The sequence below is a fragment of the Bartonella sp. B1098 genome (genome assembly GCF_944896145.1).
Classification (GTDB): Bacteria; Pseudomonadota; Alphaproteobacteria; order Rhizobiales; family Rhizobiaceae; genus Bartonella.
The window spans coordinates 102,006-125,629 of record NZ_CALYLP010000003.1 but is presented as its reverse complement, the minus strand read 5'-3'; the positions used below and the strand labels follow the sequence as shown (position 1 = coordinate 125,629).

17 protein-coding genes, 2 tRNA genes and 2 pseudogenes are annotated in these 23,624 nt (G+C 35.1%); 13 read left to right on the top strand and 8 right to left on the bottom strand.

The genetic code is table 11. The features are described from left to right. The first annotated feature begins 186 nt into the window (after window positions 1-186). Entirely contained in the window at window positions 187-603 is a 417-nt protein-coding gene (gene dksA, locus NNJ85_RS04950; RefSeq protein ID WP_139413328.1) for an RNA polymerase-binding protein DksA, read from the top strand. A gap of 52 nt (window positions 604-655) precedes the next feature. Here the strand turns inward: dksA and NNJ85_RS04945 are convergent, their stop codons facing one another. Continuing rightward, entirely contained in the window at window positions 656-1,132 is a 477-nt protein-coding gene (locus NNJ85_RS04945) for a flagellar biosynthetic protein FliO (RefSeq protein WP_254474113.1), read from the bottom strand. 214 nt (window positions 1,133-1,346) lie between these two features. Between NNJ85_RS04945 and NNJ85_RS04940 the strand changes: the two genes are divergently transcribed. Then, window positions 1,347-3,884, top strand: a complete 2,538-nt coding sequence (locus NNJ85_RS04940) for a response regulator (RefSeq protein ID WP_254474112.1) — start codon at window positions 1,347-1,349, stop codon at window positions 3,882-3,884. A 278-nt stretch (window positions 3,885-4,162) separates the two neighbouring features. Here the strand turns inward: NNJ85_RS04940 and purN are convergent, their stop codons facing one another. Both purN and purM read right to left on the bottom strand, forming a co-directional pair. Next, window positions 4,163-4,774 carry a phosphoribosylglycinamide formyltransferase gene (gene purN / locus NNJ85_RS04935; RefSeq protein WP_254474110.1) on the bottom strand — a complete coding sequence of 204 codons (612 nt, stop codon included), beginning with the start codon at window positions 4,772-4,774 and terminating at the stop codon, window positions 4,163-4,165. After that, entirely contained in the window at window positions 4,771-5,862 is a 1,092-nt protein-coding gene (gene purM, locus NNJ85_RS04930) for a phosphoribosylformylglycinamidine cyclo-ligase (protein ID WP_254474109.1), read from the bottom strand. The genes purN and purM overlap by 4 nt, the downstream gene beginning before the upstream one ends. Window positions 5,863-6,020: 158 nt before the next feature. Between purM and NNJ85_RS04925 the strand changes: the two genes are divergently transcribed. From NNJ85_RS04925 to NNJ85_RS04905, 5 genes are all read left to right on the top strand, one after another. Then, the gene (locus tag NNJ85_RS04925; RefSeq protein WP_254474099.1) at window positions 6,021-7,232 is read left to right on the top strand and encodes an AI-2E family transporter; all 1,212 of its coding nucleotides are present in this window, start codon (window positions 6,021-6,023) and stop codon (window positions 7,230-7,232) included. Beyond that, the gene (hdaA, locus tag NNJ85_RS04920) at window positions 7,229-7,918 is read left to right on the top strand and encodes a DnaA regulatory inactivator HdaA (RefSeq protein ID WP_254474098.1); all 690 of its coding nucleotides are present in this window, start codon (window positions 7,229-7,231) and stop codon (window positions 7,916-7,918) included. The genes NNJ85_RS04925 and hdaA overlap by 4 nt, the downstream gene beginning before the upstream one ends. Window positions 7,919-8,354: 436 nt before the next feature. Then, a tRNA-Pro gene (locus NNJ85_RS04915) sits at window positions 8,355-8,431 on the top strand. Window positions 8,432-8,519: 88 nt separating this feature from the next. After that, the gene (locus NNJ85_RS04910; RefSeq protein ID WP_254474868.1) at window positions 8,520-8,825 is read left to right on the top strand and encodes an ETC complex I subunit; all 306 of its coding nucleotides are present in this window, start codon (window positions 8,520-8,522) and stop codon (window positions 8,823-8,825) included. Between the two features lie 46 nt (window positions 8,826-8,871). Beyond that, window positions 8,872-8,948, top strand: a tRNA-Arg gene (locus NNJ85_RS04905). A 1,179-nt stretch (window positions 8,949-10,127) separates the two neighbouring features. Here the strand turns inward: NNJ85_RS04905 and NNJ85_RS04900 are convergent. The 4 genes and pseudogenes from NNJ85_RS04900 to NNJ85_RS04885 all read right to left on the bottom strand — a co-directional run. Beyond that, the gene (locus NNJ85_RS04900) at window positions 10,128-11,165 is read right to left on the bottom strand and encodes a tyrosine-type recombinase/integrase (protein WP_254472631.1); all 1,038 of its coding nucleotides are present in this window, start codon (window positions 11,163-11,165) and stop codon (window positions 10,128-10,130) included. 6 nt (window positions 11,166-11,171) lie between these two features. Further along, window positions 11,172-11,390: a hypothetical protein gene (locus NNJ85_RS04895; protein WP_254472629.1), complete on the bottom strand. Its 219-nt coding sequence runs from the start codon at window positions 11,388-11,390 to the stop codon at window positions 11,172-11,174. A 130-nt stretch (window positions 11,391-11,520) separates the two neighbouring features. Further along, on the bottom strand, window positions 11,521-11,985 hold the full coding sequence (locus NNJ85_RS04890; protein WP_254473289.1) for a DUF488 family protein: 465 nt from the start codon (window positions 11,983-11,985) through the stop codon (window positions 11,521-11,523). A gap of 65 nt (window positions 11,986-12,050) precedes the next feature. Then, window positions 12,051-12,494: pseudogene (locus NNJ85_RS04885) on the bottom strand (lambda exonuclease family protein); the annotation flags it as partial. A gap of 176 nt (window positions 12,495-12,670) precedes the next feature. Between NNJ85_RS04885 and NNJ85_RS04880 the strand changes: the two are divergent. Together NNJ85_RS04880 and NNJ85_RS04875 are read left to right on the top strand one after the other, a co-directional pair. Then, a pseudogene (locus tag NNJ85_RS04880) lies at window positions 12,671-13,836 on the top strand (tyrosine-type recombinase/integrase). 210 nt (window positions 13,837-14,046) lie between these two features. Then, window positions 14,047-14,247 carry an AlpA family transcriptional regulator gene (locus tag NNJ85_RS04875; RefSeq protein WP_254474096.1) on the top strand — a complete coding sequence of 67 codons (201 nt, stop codon included), beginning with the start codon at window positions 14,047-14,049 and terminating at the stop codon, window positions 14,245-14,247. A 317-nt stretch (window positions 14,248-14,564) separates the two neighbouring features. Here the strand turns inward: NNJ85_RS04875 and NNJ85_RS09655 are convergent, their stop codons facing one another. Then, window positions 14,565-14,687 (bottom strand): hypothetical protein, encoded by a 123-nt coding sequence (locus tag NNJ85_RS09655; RefSeq protein ID WP_256481011.1) that lies wholly within the window; start codon window positions 14,685-14,687, stop codon window positions 14,565-14,567. A 260-nt stretch (window positions 14,688-14,947) separates the two neighbouring features. Here NNJ85_RS09655 and NNJ85_RS04870 point away from each other — a divergent pair, with 260 nt between their 5' ends. From NNJ85_RS04870 to NNJ85_RS04855, 4 genes are all read left to right on the top strand, one after another. Continuing rightward, on the top strand, window positions 14,948-15,253 hold the full coding sequence (locus tag NNJ85_RS04870; protein WP_254474094.1) for a hypothetical protein: 306 nt from the start codon (window positions 14,948-14,950) through the stop codon (window positions 15,251-15,253). Window positions 15,254-15,458: 205 nt separating this feature from the next. Further along, window positions 15,459-15,770: a hypothetical protein gene (locus NNJ85_RS04865; protein WP_254474087.1), complete on the top strand. Its 312-nt coding sequence runs from the start codon at window positions 15,459-15,461 to the stop codon at window positions 15,768-15,770. Window positions 15,771-16,151: 381 nt separating this feature from the next. Then, complete coding sequence (locus NNJ85_RS04860) at window positions 16,152-16,598, top strand: DUF3987 domain-containing protein (protein WP_371923333.1); 447 nt, start codon at window positions 16,152-16,154, stop codon at window positions 16,596-16,598. A gap of 615 nt (window positions 16,599-17,213) precedes the next feature. Continuing rightward, window positions 17,214-22,130: a type ISP restriction/modification enzyme gene (locus NNJ85_RS04855; RefSeq protein ID WP_254474085.1), complete on the top strand. Its 4,917-nt coding sequence runs from the start codon at window positions 17,214-17,216 to the stop codon at window positions 22,128-22,130. Window positions 22,131-23,624 lie beyond the last annotated feature (1,494 nt).

The following is a 23,624-nucleotide window of genomic DNA, read 5'->3' as shown; positions in this document are numbered from 1 at the left end:
AAATGAGAAAGGTGATTTTGGGGTGATCTTTGATCAAAATTTCAACTTAGTCAAAAAAGCGATCAGGATCAAACAGCGTATTTAGACATATTTGTAGATTGTTATGAAAGAACATTTTATTCTTGTGTTGATGGGTATTGCACAATATATAGACCCCACAGAGCAGATGTGGAGGTTTTTTATTGCATGAGCGAAGAGATTGATGGTCAATATCGCCCTAGTGAAGATGAGCCTTTTATGAATGAACGGCAAAAGGCGTATTTTCGTGCTAAATTGATTTCTTGGAAAAATGATATCTTAAAAGAAGCGCGTGAGACTTTGGAAAATTTGCAGGAAGAGAATGTTGGTCAACCAGATTTGACCGATCGGGCATCTTGTGAAACTGATCGTACAATTGAATTACGTGCTCGTGATCGTCAAAGGAAACTTATTGCAAAAATAGATGCTGCCTTGGAGCGAATTGATAATGGGACATATGGTTTTTGTGAAGAAACTGGCGAACCTATTAGTATAAAGCGTCTTGAGGCTCGGCCGATTGCCGTTTTGTCACTGGAAGCACAAGAACGTCACGAACGACGTGAAAAAGTTTATCGTGATGATTAAAGTCATGAGAACGATAAACAAACGAAGTTCGTAAGTGATCAAATTGTATATTTTATTTTGGAGGAGTGGGAATAAACAAAGATGGTTCTTGTCTCCCTTCAATTTCGGCTGTGATGGCTGAATCTTGTACCGTTTGATTCGTAAAAGAAAAGGAGGTTTTATTTGTCGTCTCGTTTCTTTCTGGAAGGGAGGAGGTGGAGTGGGGGGGCATTTCTCTCTTTTGTGTTCTGGATGTGCTGGTAATATCGGATTCTACAACTACATCTGTTAATCCGCCAATAAGGAGTAAATGTTCTTTATTATCACAACGGACTAAAACAAGGCGGCGTGTTCGATCTAGAGAAATTGCTTCACATAATGCTAACCGTGATAGATTTTTTTTTCTATTCGTGTTGAATCTTCCCATATTTAAACGGCGTAAAAAAAAGATAATTATGGTAATAGCTGTGATTGTTATTATAAAAAGCAAAAAACTTATCGTTATGTTTGCAGCAGATGTACCTATTTGGTCTGATAACCAGATAACCATAGATTTTCTCCCATTTTGGTATGGAAACTATCGTTTTTTATTGAGATAAATTTATAAACATCCCCTTAAAAGTTTCACTTAAAGACAAAGAAATAAACTTTTTAACATTAAGTGAGCTTTCTTAGAAAGGTGATATCATAGTATATATTTTATAACAATGAATATAAAGGAAGTTTCTTAGCATAAGAGACAGCTAAATCTAAGGCAAAGAAAGATGGATAAAGGTTTTGAGAATAATGAAAGATCAGCGTCTTCTGTTCGTCGGAGAGTTGTTATTTTAGGTGTTGTTTTTATCTTTGTTTTCCTTTTCACTGTGGGCATTTTAGATTTTTTTTATCCACAAAGTTATTTGCAAAAGGCTGTGGTAGCCTCTTTTTTGATTCTAGCAACTATCGGTGTTGCAACACTCATTTTAAGTGGAATGGGAATGTTAAGATGCCACGCATTGTGGCTACATGAAGATTTTGATTTTAGCATCTTTAATAGGAGCGATGATACAATTGTAATCTCTGATCTTTCTGGTTTTGTTTATTATTCTAATCAAAATTATCAAAAAATTCTAACCTATAAGCCTGAAGAGTCTTGTTATAGAGTTATTGCTGATCTTCCAGGAGCTGGTGCACTTTCTTATCGCTTAAAAGTTGCAGCCTATAATAATTTTGCTGCGCAAGAAGAGCTAAGAGTAGAGCAACCAATCTTTACCGATTCTACACAAAAAAAATCTGTTTGGTATAATATCTCTGTTCAACCTATTACAAAACGGAAAAAAAAGCTTTTATTTTGGCGTATTAGCGATGTTTCGCATTTACAACAAAACCGAGAAGTTTTTTTCTCTAACCTTCAAGAGGCGATTAATCACTTAGATCAAGCGCCTATTGGTTTTGTATCCGTTAATACACAAGGTACACTTCTTTATGCCAATGCGGTTTTTGCCGAATGGTTCTCTATTGATTTAGCAAATTTTTTGGTTGGTCAATATCATTTTGATTCATTATTTGAGAGCGCTGGCGCTAAAAGCTCATGGAGTGATATTTGTTTACAAACTAATAGATATCAAAACTCAGGTTACTCTTTACCTTATAGATTTTCATTGTATTTAAATTCACAGACGATAGGTGAGAAAATATTTCATTGTTTTATTTCTGCTTCTTCTCTCTTAGAGGAGGAAGCCGTTTATCGTATTGTGATTATTCCACAACAAATACAAAAAGAAGAGGATGATCAATCAAAATTACCAAGTATATTAGAAGAATATTTTGATGCGAGTCCTTTTGCAATAGCCGTGGTAAATCAGGAAGGGCAATTGATTCATATGAATAATGTTTTTTCATCACTTACGGCATGTATGGATAAGACTATCAGCTTTTATGATATTATTTCTCGTCGTGATTGTATGCAGTTAGAGCGTGCTTTTCAGAAAATTGCGACCAATAAAAATTATTTTGTTTCTCTGGAAACGGTTTTAGAAAAGAATGAAGAACGCTATTTACGCCTCCATGTGATGTCTGTACCACCCTATCATGGTGATACACTACAAGATTTGATTATTATCTCTGTCATTGAAACAACAGAACAAAAAACACTTGAAGATAAAATGATGCAAAGCCAGAAGATGCAAGCTGTTGGACAATTGGCAGGTGGCATTGCGCATGATTTTAATAATGTTTTGACAGCAATTTTAATGTCATGTGATCTTCTTTTAAATACGCATCGTAGCTCTGATCCTGCTCATGCTGATCTGATCAATATTAAAAATAATGCTAATCGTGCAGCTGCTCTTGTACAGCAATTACTCGCTTTTTCTAGAAAGCAAACCCTTCGACCTGAAGAGGTTGATTTCACTGAATTTTTATCAGATATCCGCAATCTTATTTTACCCCTTTTGGGAAATAATATTCAGTTAAAAATTATTCATGGAAGAGATTTGTGGAGCGTTGAAGTCGATCAAGCCTCTTTTCAGCGTGTGATTATGAATTTGGTTATTAATGCGCGTGATGCTATGTTTGATGGAGGTATTGTTACGATTGCGACAAACAATATTACAAAACAACAAAGTGCTGACTTTAATCATCTTGGTTTAGCAATTGGTGAATATGTGCAATTGACTATTTCAGATACAGGAACTGGGATATCTACTGCTGTACAAGAAAAAATGTTTGAGCCTTTTTTTACAACCAAAGAAGTTGGAAAAGGAACAGGCCTTGGTTTATCAATGGTTTATGGAATTATCAAGCAGAGTGGTGGGTATATTTATTGTGAAAGTAAAGAGGGAGAAGGAGCAACATTTCATATTTTTCTGCCCCGTTATATCCCAGATATAAAAGGAGAAATTTCTCAAAAAATTGAAAAAGAGGAAGAGAAAGATAAAAATATAGACTTAACAGGATCTGCGACTGTTTTATTGGTTGAAGATGAGGATGCGGTCAGAATGGGGGGGGTAAGAGCTCTTCAAATGAGAGGATATACGGTTTTGGAGGCAGCTAGTGGGGTGGAAGCCCTTTCTATTCTTGAGGAAAAAAAAGGCGTTGTTGATATTATTGTTTCCGATGTGGTGATGCCAGAAATGGATGGGCCCACTTTATTGAAGGAAGTCCGTAAAAACTATCCTGATATCAAATTTCTTTTCGTTTCTGGATATGCAAAAGATGCTTTTGCTAAGAATCTTCCACAAGATGCTGTTTTTGGTTTTTTATCTAAACCTTTTACACTCAAACAGTTAGCTCTAACAGTTAAAGAAACACTTGCGTCATGACACAAAAATAGATGCAATAGAAAAATTGCGTGTTTTAAGATTTTTTAGGGGAAATACGAGAGCATTTTAATCAATAGAGCTCGTGGCAATGTCCAGAAAACGAAATGAAGAAGAACGATTTGGAAATTTAACTAAAATTCAAAACAATTGCACATTCTATGCAAAAATTTATGAAGAAATAGCTTTACCCTGTCAACTTTAGAGTTTTTTTTAATCATAGATTCTAAAGATAAACTGTATCTACAACGTTAAAAAATGCTATAAGATTGCTGATACATTCAAAAGGATAAGAGCTGTTGTTGCGTATCGGCTATTCTGCTCTTTCCTTCAATAAATACTTTTAGGGCTTCGGGATAGAGTTTATGCTCTGCTTTAAGAACTCTTTGTGCTAAGCACTCAGCGGTATCATCAGGATAGACTGGAACGGCTGCTTGGGCAAGGATTTTGCCTGCATCCATGTCTTCTGTAACAAGATGAACAGTGCACCCCGTGATTTTTACGCCTGCTTGTAAAACTCTTTCATGCGTATTTAAGCCTTTAAATGAGGGTAAAAGAGAAGGGTGAATGTTTAAAATTCGTCCCTCATAACGTTTTACGAAATGCGATGAGATAAGGCGCATATACCCCGCAAAGCAGATAAAATCCGGTTTATATTGATCTAAAATCATGAAAATATCTTCTTCATGTTCTTCTTTTGTTTTGTAAATTTTGCGATCAACAATATGAATAGGTAGGTTGTGATTCTGTGCCTTTTCAATACCGTTTGCACGTGAATTATCGCAAATAACTGCGGTGATTTCAGCAGGATATTCCTTTTGCTGGCTTGCTTGAGCAAGGGCGACCATATTGGATCCATTACCAGAAATGAAAACAACGATTTGTTTTTTCATAAATACAGTTCCCCTTTATAAAGTATTCCTTTATTTTGATCTTGGCGTTTTATTAAAATACCAAGAGGAGTCACAGTCTCTCCATTTTTTTCAAGAGCTTGCGTAATTGTTCCAGCTGCATGCTGTGCGACGATAATGATCATGCCAATACCACAATTGAACGTTCGTAACATTTCTGTTTTTTCTATTTTACCTTGTTTGGCAATCCATGAAAAGACGGAGGGAACATTGATGGTAGAAAGATTAATTTCAGCACAGAGAGAAGAAGGAATGACACGTGGAATATTTTCAGGAAAGCCTCCACCTGTAATATGTGCTAGAGCTTTAATTCCTTCATATTTTCGCATGATAAGAAGAAGCGATTTCACGTAAATGCGTGTTGGTGTTAGGAGTGCTGTACCAAGGCTGTTTTTAGGGGAAAAAGGGGCAGGGTCATTCCATTTGAGATGACTTTCTTGAATGATTCGTCGAACAAGCGAAAAGCCGTTGGAATGAATTCCAGAGGCGCTTAGACCTAAGATAATATCGCCTTCTGTTAGATCTTTTGAAGGGAGAAGCGCGCTGCGTTCACATGCGCCTACCGCAAAACCTGCTAGATCATAATCTCCTTCTGCATAGATTCCTGGCATTTCTGCAGTTTCTCCCCCAATAAGAGCAGCGCCGGCTTGTTTACATCCTTCTGCAATGCCAGAAACAATTGCAGCACCTTGTTCAGGGTCAAGTTTTCCAGTTGCAAAATAATCCAGAAAGAAAAGAGGTTCCGCTCCTTGTACAAGTAAATCATTGACACACATAGCAACCAGATCAATTCCTATAGTGTGATGATAGCCTACTTCAATGGCAATTTTTAGTTTTGTTCCCACACCATCATTGGCTGCGACTAAGATAGGATTTGTAAATCCGGCTGCTTTTAAATCAAAAAGGCCACCAAAACCGCCAATTTCTGCATCTGCTCCGGCTCGTTTTGTTGCGCGTATAAAGGGTTTAATTTTTTCTACCATAGCATTACCCATATCAATGTTTACACCGGATTTTGCGTAGGTAAGACCAGCCTTGGATTTAGTATTTGTAAGATCTTGATTGCTCATTGGAGCCTTCCTTTAGTGGGAAATCGAGTTTTGACGTTATGCAATGCCATGATAGAGTTTTCTCTGCAAGAGATATTGATAACAAAATAAGCAACTTTACTTGTACCTTATTTTGAAGATGTTTATAATTTTTGTGAAGAATTTTTTTAGGATATTTTATGAGCAAGATATCAGATAATCACGGACAGTCTTCTTGGCAACTTATGAAAAAGAAAGTGAGTGAGAGTACATCCCGTGATCGTTATAAAACTTATACGCCAGCATATACACAATTACCGTTGCCAAATAATATGAAAAGACAAATCTTTTTTTGGCTGGGGACGCTGATTTTTTTCATTTTTTTTATGTTTGTTTTTGGATCAATTTTGCTTCCTTTTGTGGCAGGAATTGTGTTGGCTTATTTTCTTAATCCCATTGTTCAACTCCTTGAAAAGTTTGGTATTCGCCGTGTTTTTGGTACTGTCCTTATTACCTTATTTATTGTTATTATCTTTGTTGCTGCTTTAGTTATTCTGATTCCTATTATTAGTTCGCAAATACAGCAATTTGTGAGTGATGGCTTACCTGTTTATATTAATCGTATTCAAACTTTTTTCGTTGAGCATGATTTTGATTGGATAAGGCACTATTTTGGAAGTGATCCAAATGAATTACGGAGTAATATTAAAGGGCTTTTGGGAGAAGGTTCTGATTTTATTACATCTCTTTTGAATTCACTTTTGAAATCAGGAAAGTCTATTGTTAATATTGTTAGCTTATTTGTTGTGGCGCCTGTGGTGACATTTTATATGTTATTAGATTGGCCACGTATGGTGACAACAATTGATTCGTTAATACCACGTGATCATCTTGAAACCGTTCGAAGTATTTTTCATGAAATGGATAGAGCTATCGCAGGCTTTGTTCGTGGACAAGGAACCGTTTGCCTCATATTGGGGGGCTATTATGCGATTGGTTTAACAATTGCAGGACTCAATTTTGGTCTTTTGGTTGGTATGTTTATTGGCCTTATTAGTTTTATTCCTTATATTGGAACAATGAGTGGTTTGGTTCTTTCTGTTGGGATTGCATGGGTTCAGTTTTATCCCAATAATTGGGGGGGAATCATCATTGTGATGATACTTTTTTTAATTGGCCAATTTATTGAAGGTTATATTCTTCAACCAAAACTTGTTGGTTCATCCGTGGGATTACATCCTGTGTGGTTGATGTTTTCGCTTTTTGCTTTTTCTTCACTTTTTGGTTTTACTGGTATGCTTGTGGCTGTTCCTGCCGCGGCGGCTGTAGGCGTTTTAGTTCGTTTTGCCCTTCATACTTATCTTAGTTCTCAAATGTATTCGCGAAGCGGAAAGTCGGAGCCACTAAAATGAATGGGCGAGAAACGCAATTATCTTTAAATTTTCCTTATGAAGCGATTTTTCAATTTGATGATTTAGTTGTGACGGATAGCAATCGTATGGCTTTTCAGCTTATTGATCATTGGCCCAATTGGAGCTTACCTATTGCCGTTTTGGTTGGAAAAGAAGGATCTGGAAAAACGCACTTTTCGAGTATATGGCTGCAAAAAGCAAATGCATTCAGGGTTCAGCATAATAAAATTGATCAGGCTGTTGCTATGGCTTCTTTAGGCAGATCATTTTTAATAGAAAATATTGATGCTGGTGAAATTAGTGAAACAGAACTTTTTCATCTAATTAACAGTGTTAAGCAAGCAAATGTTGATGCACGACAAGCTACTTTATTGATGACGGCACGAACACTACCTTCTACTTGGAATTTAAAGTTAAATGATCTAAAAAGTCGTCTTAATTCGGTGATGTTTGTTGAAATTAATCAGCCTGATGATGCATTGTTAACAGCTGTTGCCTTTAAGCTTTTTTCCGATAGACAGCTTATTGTACATCCAGATACAGTTTATTATCTTATCAGCCGTTGTGAACGTTCTTTGTTTTCATTGAAGCATGTCATTGATTCTGTTGATCAGTTGGCGTTACAAAGAAAAAGAAAAATAACGCGTGCTGTGATTGCTGAAGTTTTGAATAGAAAAAAAACGTAAACACTTCTTATCATGACTTCACATGATATTTCTTTTTATTATTGTTTGAATATAAGGAAGGATACGTCATTTAAATTTTCTGCTTTCTTAATATCTGTTAAAAGTGAAAGATATTATTTTTACTTTTTTATGCGTGTCAGAAATGGCTTTGAGATTTTATTGGATGAAGTATTCTTTTCATCACTTTTACAAGCTTATATATTTTTGTGTTTGAAAATGTTTCTAAAAAGAGGCTTATTATTTTTTATATTGATGGAATTTTGATACGGATGCTATTTTCTATTTTCGTCAATAAATATGTTATGGGGGGGAGGAAAAAATTTAAAAACGTTCTTTTTTGTAAAGAAATGCAACAAAATTGAAAAAAAGTGTGTTTTTCTCTTGCACTTCTGTTGTGAAAATTTTAGGAAATGTGCATCAAATAAATGTTAAATGGCGGAGCGTAGCGCAGCCTGGTAGCGCACCTGATTTGGGATCAGGGGGTCGTAGGTTCGAATCCTATCGCTCCGACCATATTTGATAAGGTGTATGAAAATGACCCAGTTGGGTACGTGTGGTGAAAACGATCATTCAAGAATTATGTAATTTGAAGGGAAAAGGCATGATCGCACGTATTTATAGTCCTGCTAAAACAGCTATGCAGTCAGGGAAGGGGAATACAGGCTTTTGGATTCTGCAGTATGAGCCGATAAAAGCAAAAATGCTGGAGCCTCTTATGGGTTACACAGCAACATCTGATATGAATAGTCAGGTAAGAATCCGATTTAATAGAAAGGAAGAAGCGATTGCTTTTGCACGCAAGAATGCTATCCCTTATCGTGTAGAAAAGACACATATGTCGATTCGGCGTGCTGTTTCTTATTCTGATAATTTTCGCAGTGATCGGCAGCAATCTTGGACACATTGAGTTAAAGATGCTATTTTGAATTGAGAAAATAATCAGTTGGGTGTTGGGTCCCGTAGCTCAGCTGGATAGAGCAACGGCCTTCTAAGCCGTGGGTCACAGGTTCGAATCCTGTCGGGATCACCATGTTTAAGAAAATTAATAGATAAAAAAGTTTGGGAGTTTTCCTTTAATTCTCTTAATTTATTTTTCTGTACACCTTGAACCTTTTTCATGTTTTTTATTAATGCTATTTTATGGACTACCAAAAGTACTTTAAGCTGTGATATAGTAGCTCCTGTATTTGCTTACCACGTATTGCTGGTCATTTTTTACCCATTGCCGATTTTTTTTTAATACAGCCGCATTCCATGCTTTAGAAAACAGATTACTAAAACTTTCTTTTTATGGGCTTCTTTCCATTTTTCTAAAAATGAATGCACTATTTTCCTTAGATGAGGTTTAAGCGTTGCGGCTAATACCGGTAAAATTGCGCAAAAATATCTACTTTAAATTTTTTTATGAATAATATTATGACGTTTTTCAGTATGATCTTTGGTAAGATTGGTTTTCAAGGCATGGTCGATTCTATTTGGAAATATTTTATGGGATATTGAAGAATAAAAATGCTATCTGTTTATGATGAAGTTTAGAGACCTATTCTTAGGGATGAAGGGTGTCTTCTTATATTGAAAGCTGTACCTTATAGCGCATTACGATTTAGAGTCTTTTGGTATAAAAAGAGGCTGTGGGTGCTACGCAGATAAGATATTTTTTCAATGCGATACATTTATTGCCAATCTGGTTGAGTGTGGTTATCATTTTTTCTCAAGGTAAGGCTATAGATTTCAGCAATTTATGGTTTACTTAGTTTTATCGGTTTAAGAATCTATGCTGCGTATTTATAGGTTATCTTGTAGATATTCGTTTGAATTATGAATGAAGATGAATGGTATCTTAGATTTAAGTTATTAGATTTCGCATTTATATTTTCAAACGTTTTTTCTCGTTTGTACCTCATGCGAGAGCTATTTTAGTCTTGAATAACGATTACACTAAAATGTTATGCGATAAGATCTAATGTTCTCAAACGCATACAATTTAAGGTGATCATTGTTTTAGGAATACCATGTGAAGAACAGAGCACCATTGTATGGTATATTTATTGCGTTGGTTTTAAAGAGACAGCCCTTAAAACTCCTAAAAGCCTATTTCACACCGACTCTCATGAATGATGTATATAAAAAGCAAGTAAAATAAAATAGTTATGTCTAATATAAGGGAATAGGTGAATCTTGATTCTATTACGTTTTTTTTCCTCTATCCCTAACTTTTTTGGAGCTTTTTTATAGCTTCAAGAGCTAATCTTTTACGATCTGCGCTCTTTGTGTAAAGAGATGCCATAGCATCATTTGTCCAGCCAAAGAGTGCTTTCAGTTGTGATACTGTTGCCCCAGAATTAGCTGCGCGTGTTGCTGCTAATTTTCTTAAACCATGGGCTGATTTTTTAATGCCTGCTGTATAACAAGCCTCTCTAAATGCATCGCCAAAACTTTCTTTGACGAGTTTTTTATTAGTTTTACTACAGATGAATGTTTCATCACCAATAGGACCAATTTTAAGGGTTTCGGCTAATTCAGGCAAAATCGGAAGAAAAACATCTGTTTGAAATTTGCTTTTTTCTGTTTTGAGATGAATAATATTATCTTTTACATCTTTCCAACCAATGCGAACGGCATCACCACGACGCAAACCCGTATATAAAAGAACATCAATCCAGACACGTTCATGGGTACCATGATGCCATTTTTGATAATACTTTTCGACATCTTCTTCTGTCCAAACAGCAAACCCATCTTTGTTGTTAAGGACTGGTCTTTTAATGCCTAAAGCTGGATTATTTTCTAAAAGATCTTGGTCAATCGCCCAATTAAAAAGTCCATTAAGGGCTTTCAGAAAGCTTATAGCCATTGCTGGCGTTTCTTTACGTCGTTCAACACCGGCTATGATATGTTTCTTTTCAATTGCTTGGTATGGAACGTTGCCTATTGTATCGCACACCTTCATAAGAATGTATTCTTTTTGTTTCTTTGTCGTATTAGAGTAACTATGCCAATTAGAGCTGTTTAAATACTGCTTAAGCAGCCATGCAAACGAACCTTCAGTAAGTTTACCGGTTTTGGATTTAGGAAGTATAAGCCCTTGCAATTCGGCAAGTGCGCTTTTGTATTTATCAACAAACTCTTGTGTTCCATAGGTTCCGCGGATTCTAATGCGTTTTCCATGACCAATGCGTACATACCATATAATTCTACCATGACGTGTGACTTCTTTGACAAGATGAGGAGGGCGTGGTTTAGGCATGGTATTTTACATCTTAGAGAGCGCGGTTTCGTAATATTCATTGGTGGAGAAATCTAAAAGTTTGTCTGGGTGTGTTGTTGAGTTTGGTATTGGGATATCGGATTTAAGATAGATAAGCAGTTCACCGGTTGGCTTTATTTCTATGAGTTCACACCCTTGCTTTTTTGCTTCTCTTAAAGCGCGTGCAATAGCTGGTTGCGTTATGGTAGCAGGACGAGGCGCCATTCTTTTCTCCTTACATTTAAGATGCAATTCACTCGTATCGTGAATCACGAATTGATTGAAAATTGTTAGGAAAGGGTGGAGATAGAGGTGTTATAGAACACCTTCAGTTTAAAAAATTGCAAGTTATGTGTTAGATATGCTTAATTTCATATTTCCAATTTGTTAGTTGTGTAATAGCCGTCGTAATTTCTCCCCTATGACACATGCACACATCAGATTCAAAACAAGTAATAGCAACACGTTTTTTATCTAAAAAAATCTGGTATAATTTTTCTATTGCATGAAGATTATCCTTAAGAGTTGTATTTTGATAATCTTCAAAAAGATGTTCATAATCTTCTCGTGTTTTCAGATTGCGTCTTTTTTCAGAGGCAATTCCAAGTTCAGGCAAGTGTATATATTCAATGCCAATGTTGCTTACAGCTTTCTCTAATTGCCTTTTTGAAAAACCATGTTTTCTACTTATTGGATTTTTACGAACATTACACAAAGTTTTAACATTGTTTTCTATGAGGCAATTCAGATAATGGTCTAGTGATTTTCCTTCATAACCAATGGTAAAAAAACAAGGCTTCTCATCTTTGGTATTACACATGTTTAATTTCCTTATGCAAATGGGTGGGAGCTAGGGAATATGCGAGAACAAAGCCCCCCAAAAGTTCAGGCGGCTTTTGTTGAGATTCTTTGTATCTCTCGTTCTATTTCTGCTAAAAAGCTTTCAACCGCTTGATTAATCTCTTCAATTTTCTTTTCATCACGGTGGATACGTTTGATTTTCATACGAAAGAGAGATGAATCGCCCGTAAAACGTGGGTCATAACTGATAAAATCACACCATTTGCGCCCCGTACAAGCCATTTGAAACTGCATTTGTGCGAGATATTCTGGTTTGATTTCGTTATCGATAATGAACCGCATATGATTAGTCGATCTAGGACATTTGATTTCGATTAACCCATCTTCATCAATCAGACCATCAGGGCTAGCCCCCGCCATTTTTATTGTGGGGTGTTGAATAAAGCCGCACCTTGTGACTTCAGTATCATAAATGAATGCATATTCTCTCAAGGCATCTTCTTCATGTTCAATTCCCCATCTCATGTCTACAAGATATTGATTTATAATGATAATCTAGCGTTATTCATATTGAATAAGAATCCCGAATATCGTAAGATTCTCTCATTTCAAATCTGTTTATGTTGCATCAATCAAAACCACTCATTTGCACATAACAAGCGGGATGAGTATGTGGATTAAATTTGTATAAGAAAGGAGTAAAAATGGTCCTTATGAACCGTCTTAATGCAAGGTCTGTTGCAACATTGGGGGCTGGCAAATATAACGATGGTGCCGGCTTGTTACTCCATAAGCGTAAAGATGGTGGTGCTCAATGGATTTACCGTTATACCCTTCACGGGCGGCGCCGTGAAATGGGCTTGGGTGCTTTAAGAGATGTTTCTTTAAAACAAGCCCGTGAAACTGTAAACCAATGGCGTTCTGTTTTACGTGAAGGTCGTGATCCTATTAAAGAACGCGATAAACAAAAGCGTGAGGCAATAAGCAATCTCCATTATTTAAAAGATATTGCCGTAGATACTTTTGAAACTCGTAAAGCTGAATTAAAAGGTGACGGTAAAGACGGACATTGGTTTTTACCATTACGTCTTCATATTCTCCCCAAATTAGGCTGTCTACCCGTTTCTGAGATTACCCAAACAGAGATACGCAATATCCTTGCTCTATCTGGCATACAAAAGCTGGAACAGCTCGTAGAGCTCTTAATCGTCTTAATCTTTGTCTCAAACATGCGACTGCTCTGGGATTGAATGTTGATTTACAAGCAACAGAAAAAGCACGCGCGCTCTTAGGCAAACAACGTCATAAAACACAAAACATGCCTGCAATGGATTGGAAAGATGTCCCTGCCTTTTATAAAACACTTTGCCAAACAACAAACCTAACACAACTGGCTTTGCGTTTGCTTATACTTACAGGAGTTCGTACCAATCCTTTGCGTCATATTAGTGAAGATCAAATTGAAGATGATGTCTGGACTATCCCTGCTGAAAACATGAAAGGAAGGCGTGATGCTACAACAGAATTTCGCGTCCCCTTATCAAAAGAAGCACTGAAAATTATTGAACAAGCTCGTTGTATTTCTAAAAGTGATTTTCTTTTTTCTCCTACCGGTCGTGGTCCTCTTTCACATACGATGATGGTTTGGTATATGAGAAAAAATAAACTTGAAGCCTGTCCGCATGGATTTCGTTCTAGTTTACGCGATTGGCTTGCTGAAACAACCGATGCCCCCTATGAGGTCGCTGAAACCATTCTAGTTCATACGGTTGGGGGGCAAGTAGAGCGTGCTTATCGTCGTACAGATTATTTAGAACAGCGTCGTGTCTATATGGATAAATGGGCGGCTTATGTCACAGGTCAATCTTAAGATATGGGGTGTAATACCCCATTATCTGTGGATAACTTTATCTCTCTGTTTTCTCATATCGTCTCAATTAAACTCATAAATTATCACATGAGAAAATGTATAATAAAATACTGTTTTCTATGAATAAAATACCTTCAAAAATAAACCAAAATGTGTTTAATAAATGCTTATGATTTGTTCTCATTTTTTAATATTTGAAAGGATTTTACTATGACAGAAAACGATATTCTTTTAACAGACCGTGAAAGTGCAAAATTGCTTCATATGAGTGTCTCAACTTTCCGCCGTCATGTGACCAATGGCTCTCTTCCAAAACCTTTAAAATTTGGTTTTTTATCCCGTTGGTTACAATCGGATCTTACTAATGTCATCGAACAAGCAAAACAGCAACGTCAAAGTGATGCGGCATAAAAAAAACTTGTCGTCTTTATTGAACATGACAAAATTTTACGCTTATTTACGGATTCTCATGATGATAAAATACAGACAATCAAAAATTTGGATTGTTAGAATATACTAACAAAAAAGATTTTTCTCCACTCCATATTGAAAGAGAAACTATAAACAGAAGAAAAGATTGGTGCAAACGTAAGCTTGATACTTTAATCAAAAGAACAGAGCAGGGGGATTGTTATTGATACTGAGTTTTCTTGTATAGCTGATTCTTTTCTTGTCGTTTTATAAACTCTTAAAGTTGCTAGTGAATCTAACTTATAAGATATGCTAATTTATTCACTGGATAAGCTAGTCAATTGATCATCATGAGCTGGACAACGGGCAAGTTCATAACGCCCATACCAAATCCCATGCAAGGCATTTGTGATGCCCCAAGCATTTATATAAGAAGACATTATAGGACGGACTCTGCTATCGATAATCATCGTGTGAAAATGAAAAGCCTTGTCCATCCTTATGTTGTCAATTAAGTGTAATCTTAGTATCAGAAAATGCGATAATTTTCTTTGATACAAACAATCAAAATGATTAAAGATAATCAACAGCTATCTTATTTTCATGTCAAACAACAAATTGAAAAATTCATAGGAAATTTGATTGATCAAATTTAACCATTAGATTAATATTTCAAGACGATTACAGAAAGGAATTTCCTATGCAAAAGAAATTACCCAAAAGTTATATGACAGATGCTGAACGTGAAGAGTTACGAGCAGGCGGGTTAGGCTTAGATAGTATCTATCTTTCTGAAGCAGAAGCAGCAGAGAAAGCTAATGATGGTCAAGCAGTATGGGAATGGCTAGCAATGGTTGAACTACCTGCTCATACACTTCTGAATCTTAAGCATCATAATGGAGCACAATTTATTCGTGATATGGGATTTTCTACAAAAAATGCTGATGAAAAATATGGTCCAGATTGGTTAGACAAAGACGTTGTGATAGGAGGCTATCATTTCTGATAGGATAAAACAAATTATAGCGTTAGAAGATGCACGTACACAGATTTCTAATGCTGCATTAACTACCAAAAAATTGCAAAGTGCGCGAAAACATTTGTACAATTATATACGCGATATTGGTAAAAGTGGAGATTTATTGTTGCTCCTCGAGGAGGAACGTTACATCCTAGCAAATGATTTGGTTAAGTATGGAAATAGCAAGTCTATGATTAGTAGTCTTAAAACAGCGTTGACTGAAATTGATACTATTAAGAAGCATGTAGCATTTGTAGAAAATCCTAAGAAATATGAGGTGATAAATGAAGCTTATAGTTTATCTAAAAATCGGAAAGGTGGTTTGCCTTATGATGAAGCACGTCAAGCAATGGCATCCCATTATGCAAGGCTAGGAAATCTGGATAAAGCGCGTTTAACAGACATTGAAAAATCTATCATTGATGCACGAAGAGAAAATATCAAGGCAATGCAAAAACTCTACGAAAAGATGCAAGCCAAAGCGATTGGTATAGATTTCTAACTCAATAGCCTACTCATAACAAAGCTTTTTACATTAATTTATTCACACATCTTTAAAAGTAATAGCTAAATGAAAATATCCCTGCTGAATATAATCGTCCTAATTTCTTTCTCTATCCAATCAAAAAACTTCATTTCTCATTTTCTTAGTTCTATTTGTATTCTTCATAGCAATATTTAGCTAAGTCTAAAGTCATCTTTGTATACGCCAAATTCGTATTCAAAATGTAATTATGGATCTCTTAAATTAATTGAAAACATATTCATTATTGTTTGAAATACATTTTCATCACTAACAGAAAAACTAAAAAATTTTCTTCATTATGAAAATCTGAAATGGTTAGTATTATTTCTTTTTTGTTTTTTCCTTTAATAGAAAGCTATAAAGAGAGATACTCACTCAAAAAGCTTACAATCGCATGTTTTAAAAATGCCAAAGACTATAGCAAGCCTTGCGTTGATTTTTGAACTTCTTGACAGTGGTGGTTTTGAAATTGGTCTCTATGCTATCACAACAGCGTTGCGTTGGGAAAAATATCTGATAAGTCATGCGAAACGTCTTTACGCAGCGGGGGATACATTAACAGCAGAGCGTGCAAAATTGATTGTCGAACGCTGTGATTGTTTACCCGATGTTTTTACGGCAAGGGATATCTATAGACGATGTTGGAGTTCTTTAAAAGATAAAGAAGCTGTGAAGCAAGCTTTAGAGCTTTTATGTCGTTCTAATCACCTGCGAAAAAAGTTTATAACACATCAGACAAGTGGACACCCTAGCGCCTATTATGAATGGCATCCTTTGGTCAAAAACAACAGCATAAAACAATAACACCTCTTTTGAAGTTTTTAAAACAATCACACAAAACTCTTTTTATAGCATTCTCATTAAGTAATTTTTTTCCAAAAAAAATGATCTGAATGACTTTGTAAAAAGAGTTTTGTCAGTGCTGTCAGTCTTGTCAGTTCTTTTTAGCCCCCCCTTTCTATATATTTTTTAATCAAAAATAAAAGTTATTATATTTCAATAGATTAATGACTTTAAAACACAACTCATATCAATGGTGCAATCTTTAAAAATAACCAATGATGTAAATTGATTAAAACCTGTCAGTTATCTGTCAGTAAATTGAACTGACACAAATGCCCTTTTCAATGATTTATAAAACTTATCAAAATAATCATTATGATATTTTAAAAGAACGTATTGCATCTGTCTTGATTAACACATCAAATGAATAGCAAATTTCACTATTTTGCTGATCTGATCTTTCTCATAGGCTGTTGATAAGTATCCTTTTAAAAACTCTTTTGAAAAAATTATCGGCTTTTTAGCAGTTTTTTCCCATTTTTATCGATATTTGTTTTAAACGCATTTAATTGAATTCGTTTTGATTCTTTTGATGGTTATTGATCATCTTATAAGACAAGGGATTTTTATTGTAATATGCTGCAATCTGTTAAGTCTGATAATAAACACGTCACTCTACGCTCTCTGTTGGAATATTATCGTCAACAAGCAACTTCAAATGCTAAAAAGGGAAAAATTTTTGAAGATTTTGTTAGCAAATATCTTATGCATGACCCTATCCATTATGGACGCTATGAAAAGGTTGAAAGCTATTTTGAATGGGCTAAAGAGCGTAAAGATTGGAATAAAAATGATATCGGCATTGATCTGGTTGCAAAACTTCGCAATCAAGAAGGCTATGTGGCTATTCAATGTAAGTTTTATAAAGCTGACCATCAGATCAGTAAAAAGGATATTGATAGCTTTATCGCAGCCTCTGGAAAAGACATCTTTAAATATCGCCTTCTCGTTGATAGCACTGAAAGTGAATTAAGTGACAATGTGAATGCCATGATTAAAGGACAAGCGATACCCGTTTATCGCATTGACCTTCGGCATATGGAAAACAGTCGTATAGATTGGCAAATATTTGCAACAAAACAAGAAGTTGTTCTGAAAGTTACAAAAGAACCTCGTCCCCATCAGAAAGAAGCCATCAAGAAAGTCTGTGAAGGTTTAAAAGAAGCAGACCGTGGCAAGCTAATTATGGCATGTGGAACAGGCAAAACGTTCACAAGCCTTAAGATAGCAGAGACCATAGCGGGAAAAGGCAAGCGTGTTTTGTTTTTAGTGCCTTCTCTTGCTTTAGTCTCACAAACAATCCGTGAATGGACACTGGACACACAAATCCCCTTGCGTTCCTTTGCGGTGTGTTCGGATACAAAAGTAGGAAAGCGTCGTAAAAACCAAGATGATCTTGTTGGCATGGAAACATCAGATCTTGTTCTTCCTGCTACAACAGATGCAAAAGCCCTTGCCAAAGAAGCTTGTGAAAGCTTCGCAGAGGCAATGACCGTCATCTTTTCAACCTATCATTCCATTCAAGTGATTTCCGATGCGCAAAAGGAATATGGATTACCAGAATTTGATCTGATTATTTGTGATGAAGCACACCGTACGACTGGTGCTTCATTGGGAACTGATGACAATGAATCTGAATTTATCAAGGTTCATGATAACAGCATCATTCGAGGTAAAAAACGTCTATACATGACAGCAACCCCTAAGATCTTTACTGACAAGCTGAAAAAGAAGGCTGACGTATCCGATGCCGTTCTGGCGTCCATGGATGATGAAGCGCTCTATGGGAAAAATCTTTACACTTATACTTTTTCAAAAGCTCTACAAGATAAACTTTTAGCACCCTATAAAGTTATCGTCTTAGCTGTTGATGAAGCAATTATCAACGCAACAATTCAGAAACGTCTTAAAGATAAAAATTCCGAACTTATTCTTGATGATACAACCAAAATCATTGGCTGCTACAAAGCACTGGCTCAAATAGAAAAGAAGGAAGACGATGGCATAAAACCTATGCGTCGTTCTCTGGCTTTTTGTAAAGATATCAATACATCTGAACGCGTTAGTGAGATTTTCAATGATGCTATTGATGAATATCATAAATTTGTTCCTGAAAGTAAGACATCTCTTATCTTTGATGTTAAGCACATTGATGGGACTTTTAATGGTAAAGAGCGTAACAAATTACTTGATTGGCTTAAAGAAGATACAGATGAAAATAACTGCCGTGTGCTCACCAATGTGCGTTGTCTTTCTGAAGGAGTCGATGTGCCCGCTCTTGATGCGGTTATGTTTTTACACCCGCGTAAAAGTCATGTAGATGTGATACAAGCGGTGGGGCGTGTGATGCGTCGCGCAGAAGGTAAAACAACAGGCTATATCATTTTACCCGTTGGTATTCCCTTCAATATTCCACCACAACAGGCTTTAGAAAACAATAAAAAGTATGATGTCATCTGGCAAGTTCTCAATGCTTTGCGTGCTCATGATGACAACTTCAAAAACAAAATGAAAGCCTTAGAACTAGACCAAGATGTTCGTCATCTGTTTGAGATTGTAGGGGTAACTTTTGACCCTGCTTTACAAGCAATGACCGCAGTTGTTGACGAACTATCCTTCCATGCAAAGTCTGAAAGTGCTGGGCTCCATATTGGTTCAGTAGCGAATGAAAACCCTCATAGGTATGAAGTACAAGAAGAATTCGATTTTTATATTGATGAATTATCGCGTGCTATTAAGCCAATCATTGTCAGAAAATGTGGGGAGGCTAATCAATGGGGAAACTGGGCGGGTAATGTTGCGGCAATTGCACAAAATCATATTATCCGTCTTAAAAGCATACTCGCTGATAAAAAGAGTGAAGCTTATCGTGCTTTTCATGTTTTTCATAAGGAATTAAAGAACGGTTTAAATGACAGTATCGAGCAAGAAGATGCACTTGAGATGTTGGCGCAACATCTTGTGACGCGTCCTATTTTTGAATCCTTGTTTGATGGAAATGAGTTTGTGAGTAAAAACGCCATCTCGCAAGCTATGGAAAAGATCTTAGCTGAACTTGATAAGATGAATATCAAAGACGAAGCCAAAGATCTTGATAAATTTTATCAAAGTGTAAAGGAGGATACAGAAGGTATTATTGAAACGCGCGCAAAACAAAATCTCATTACTAAACTTTACGAAGATTTTTTTACCAAGGCATTCAAAAAGACAACAGATAAACTTGGAATTGTTTATACCCCCATTGAAATAGTCGATTTTATCTTACATTCCGTCAATGATGTTTTAGAGCAAGAGTTTGGACAAAGCTTAAGTTCTCGAGGCGTCTCTATTCTAGACCCTTTTACTGGAACTGGGACCTTTATTACACGACTTTTACAATCCAATCTCATAAAACCAGAGGATATGGAATATAAGTTCCGAAATGAAATCAAAGCCAACGAAATTGTTCTCTTAGCTTATTACATAGCTGCCATTAATATTGAAGCGACCTATCATAGTCTTATGAAAGGAGATTATATACCCTTTGAAGGGATTTGTTTAACTGATACGTTTTTGATGCTGGAGGAGAAAGATTTCTTCACACGCTATATGTTTGAGAATTCAGAGCGGTGTAAAAAACAGCAGGAAGCCGATATCCAAGTTATTGTTGGCAACCCTCCTTATTCAGTAGGGCAAAAAAATGCCAATGATAATAATCCAAATGTACGTTATGACACGCTTGATACAAACATAAAAAATACATATGCAGCGGAATCGAATGTAAGAACAAACCGTCGTAATCTTTATGATAGTTACATTAGAGCGATCAAATGGGCTAGTAATCGCTTAAGTCCACAAGGTGGTGTTGTGGCTTATATTTCTGGAAATGGATGGATAGATAAAACATTTGCCGATGGTATGCGGAATTGCTTACAGAGTGAATATTCTTCTATTTACATCATCAATCTTCGTGGTGATATTCGAAAAAACATAAAATCAAAAGAACTATCAAAAGAAGGACAAAACGTTTTTGGCTCTGGGTGCCAAAATGGCATAGCTATAACGATTTTTGTACGCAATCCTAATAATAAACAGTCTTGTAAAATTTACTATCATGATATTGGAGATGATTTTTCTACCAAGAAAAAGTTATACCAATTGCATAAATTTAAAAGTATAAAAGGAATAATACAATCCAAACAATTTATTGCGATCACTCCTAATGAACAACATGACTGGATAAAACAAAGAAAAGGGGAGTTTGATCAGTTCATGCCTATGGGGGATAGAAGTACACTTATAGATTCTAAAATTTTTGAAAAAGTATCTCTTGGTATAATATCAAAAAGAGATGCTTGGGTTCATAACTTTTCGAGTGATGCTTTGGATATATCTGTGCAAAAAACAATTGATTTTTTTAATATACAGAGACGTCTTGTTACTGAAAATTCATCTATATCTGTAAAAAAAATTATTAACTATGATTCTAGCAAGATTAGCTGGACGAGTTCCCTTATCTCTAAATTAAAACGGGGTATAGAAGCAACATTTGAGTCTCGTTTAAAAGCTCTTGTTCTTTATCGACCATTTATGACTATATGGCATTATACATCACCATTTCTCAATGATATGCTAGCACAAACACATCAATTTTTTAATTCAGATATTCCTAATAATCTTGGGATTTGTATTTCTGGAATAGGAAGTCAATCAGGTTTCTCATGTATCATGACTAATAAGCCAATAAACTTAGATATTTTAGACAAAGCAAGATGCTATCCACTTATGCTCTATTGTGAAGAGGAAAAACATCATGATCATAGTTTGTTTGCTACAGAAACAAAAAAGAAAGTTCGTGACGGCATTACAGATGCGGGGTTAGCACATTTTAAAGCTGCTTATCCTAATGAGAATATAACTAAAGAAGATATTTTTTATTACATTTACGGTATACTTCACTCAGAAGATTATCGTTCTCGGTATGCTGATAACCTCTCTAAAGAACTCCCTCGTATCCCTTGTGTAAAAACTGCTGATGATTTTTGGAAATTTGTTACAGCAGGACGTGAATTAGGTCATTTACACGTGAATTATGAAGATGTGGAACCTTATCCAGTCACATTTAAAAAAGGCAATCCAAAATTAACTGATATCTCTAATCTTGAGAAATTTTACTATGTTACAGAAATGAAATTCGCAAAAATTAAGAATAGTAAGGAAAAGGATAAAACAACGGTTATTTACAACAGCAACATCACAATGACAGATATCCCTCTAGAGGCTTATAACTATATCGTCAATGGTAGACCTGCTCTTGAATGGGTTATGGGGCGTCAATGTGTAAAGACTGATAAAAAAAGTGGTATTGTGAATGATGCCAATCGCTATGCTGTTGAGACCATTGGCAACCCTGCCTACCCTCTAGAATTGTTTCAAAGGGTTATTACCGTAAGTTTAGAGACAATGAAGATTGTTAAGAACTTACCAAAATTAGAAATTAAAGAAACTGAATAAGCTTATAAGACCTTATAACTCATAAGGGGTATAGGATATAGCTATTATAATCTATACCTCTTTGTTAAGTTGATTAGATACAATCTTAAAAGAAGTGTTTATATGCGTTATTCTAAAAAAAGAAGCTTTGCACTTTTAGACACATTTATTTTGATTGCTTTAAGACTTTTAAGAAATCCCATCTTAAATAGAATACGCTTCTTTTGGATTGCCTTTAAGAGATTATACCGTAATCTCAAATGATAGCTTTATCCTTTTCAAAAGCTCTGTTTAAAAAGAGTTACATAGATTCATTTTGCTTATAGGTTTTGAAGGTTTCTAACACTCTCAAAACACCTTCAAAATATATTATGAGTTGTGTTTATAGCTTTATAATATCACTATAGGTTGTTATTTTTAAACTTAATAAAAATTAAGGTATTGAAATATAATAACTTTTATTTTTTGATTTAAAAAAAATATTATAAAGGGGTGTAAAAAGAACCTTCAAAATCTTCAAAATACTCAAAACTCATAACCATAATGATTTTAATAGCATGCCTTATGATTATAGGCTGTCTTTTAAAAAGCTTTAAAGGATCACATGCTTTCATAAGACATGTTTTAATCATTTTCTAAAATTATAAATTTATCTATTAAAGTGAAGTGATAAAAATACATTAAAGGGATTTTGAAAATATAATCAGTTTTCACTTTCATGCGCTTTTCATAAAGCACGTTTTAATCACTCACTAAAATAATCATTTTGTCAGTTCAATTTACTGACAGATAACTGACACATATATATTATGAGTTGAATTTATGGTTGTATTGTCGATATAGATTGTATCATTAAAATATTAACATATTGAAATATATTGTTTTTAATTTTCTCTCATTTAAAAAAAATAATATAGGGTCTAGAGTTAACTGACAAAACTGACAAAACTGACAAAACTGACAACACTGACAAAAGTCTATTAAAAGGGATTTTGCTCATCTCTATAATTAGCAATCTCTCTTTAGATGTTTTCATAACAGGCTATAAATCACAATTATTCTATTATCGTTTCTCTTATGAAAATGGAAAATAATGCCATGGTTATAAAAACAATAACAGGTATAGAGAAAGCGTGAAAACAGCAGGTTTTCATAATCACAATGCAAATGAAAAACATTGGTTATAAAGACAGTTCCTATAAAAGGCTGTTAAGTTGCAAATGTGTTATAAAAAGAAATTAACAGAAATCTTTAAAACCATTTAGTAAAAAACAAGATAGGTTATAAAGTTAAAAATACGCATGATGAGAGCGTTTCTAAATATTATAAATGTATAGATTCAAAAAATAACGCAATCGTTTAAGAAAGCCCATAATATAGCTTTAAAAGCATATAATAGAAAAGAAGCAATTCATAAGCATATGATAAATATTTGCACACAATGCATTAAAAAAATCATAAAAAATATCAAAAAAAGATAAAATATTATTTGACAATAAATACGTATTTTGTTAT

Coding starts and splice junctions, on each gene's coding strand:
- dksA (WP_139413328.1), top strand. CDS start 187: ATGAGCGAAGAGATTGATGGTCAATATCGCCCTAGTGAAGATGAGCCT.
- NNJ85_RS04945 (WP_254474113.1), bottom strand. CDS start 1,132: ATGGTTATCTGGTTATCAGACCAAATAGGTACATCTGCTGCAAACATA.
- NNJ85_RS04940 (WP_254474112.1), top strand. CDS start 1,347: ATGGATAAAGGTTTTGAGAATAATGAAAGATCAGCGTCTTCTGTTCGT.
- purN (WP_254474110.1), bottom strand. CDS start 4,774: ATGAAAAAACAAATCGTTGTTTTCATTTCTGGTAATGGATCCAATATG.
- purM (WP_254474109.1), bottom strand. CDS start 5,862: ATGAGCAATCAAGATCTTACAAATACTAAATCCAAGGCTGGTCTTACC.
- NNJ85_RS04925 (WP_254474099.1), top strand. CDS start 6,021: ATGAGCAAGATATCAGATAATCACGGACAGTCTTCTTGGCAACTTATG.
- hdaA (WP_254474098.1), top strand. CDS start 7,229: ATGAATGGGCGAGAAACGCAATTATCTTTAAATTTTCCTTATGAAGCG.
- NNJ85_RS04910 (WP_254474868.1), top strand. CDS start 8,520: ATGATCGCACGTATTTATAGTCCTGCTAAAACAGCTATGCAGTCAGGG.
- NNJ85_RS04900 (WP_254472631.1), bottom strand. CDS start 11,165: ATGCCTAAACCACGCCCTCCTCATCTTGTCAAAGAAGTCACACGTCAT.
- NNJ85_RS04895 (WP_254472629.1), bottom strand. CDS start 11,390: ATGGCGCCTCGTCCTGCTACCATAACGCAACCAGCTATTGCACGCGCT.
- NNJ85_RS04890 (WP_254473289.1), bottom strand. CDS start 11,985: ATGTGTAATACCAAAGATGAGAAGCCTTGTTTTTTTACCATTGGTTAT.
- NNJ85_RS04875 (WP_254474096.1), top strand. CDS start 14,047: ATGACAGAAAACGATATTCTTTTAACAGACCGTGAAAGTGCAAAATTG.
- NNJ85_RS09655 (WP_256481011.1), bottom strand. CDS start 14,687: ATGTCTTCTTATATAAATGCTTGGGGCATCACAAATGCCTTGCATGGG.
- NNJ85_RS04870 (WP_254474094.1), top strand. CDS start 14,948: ATGCAAAAGAAATTACCCAAAAGTTATATGACAGATGCTGAACGTGAA.
- NNJ85_RS04865 (WP_254474087.1), top strand. CDS start 15,459: ATGATTAGTAGTCTTAAAACAGCGTTGACTGAAATTGATACTATTAAG.
- NNJ85_RS04855 (WP_254474085.1), top strand. CDS start 17,214: ATGCTGCAATCTGTTAAGTCTGATAATAAACACGTCACTCTACGCTCT.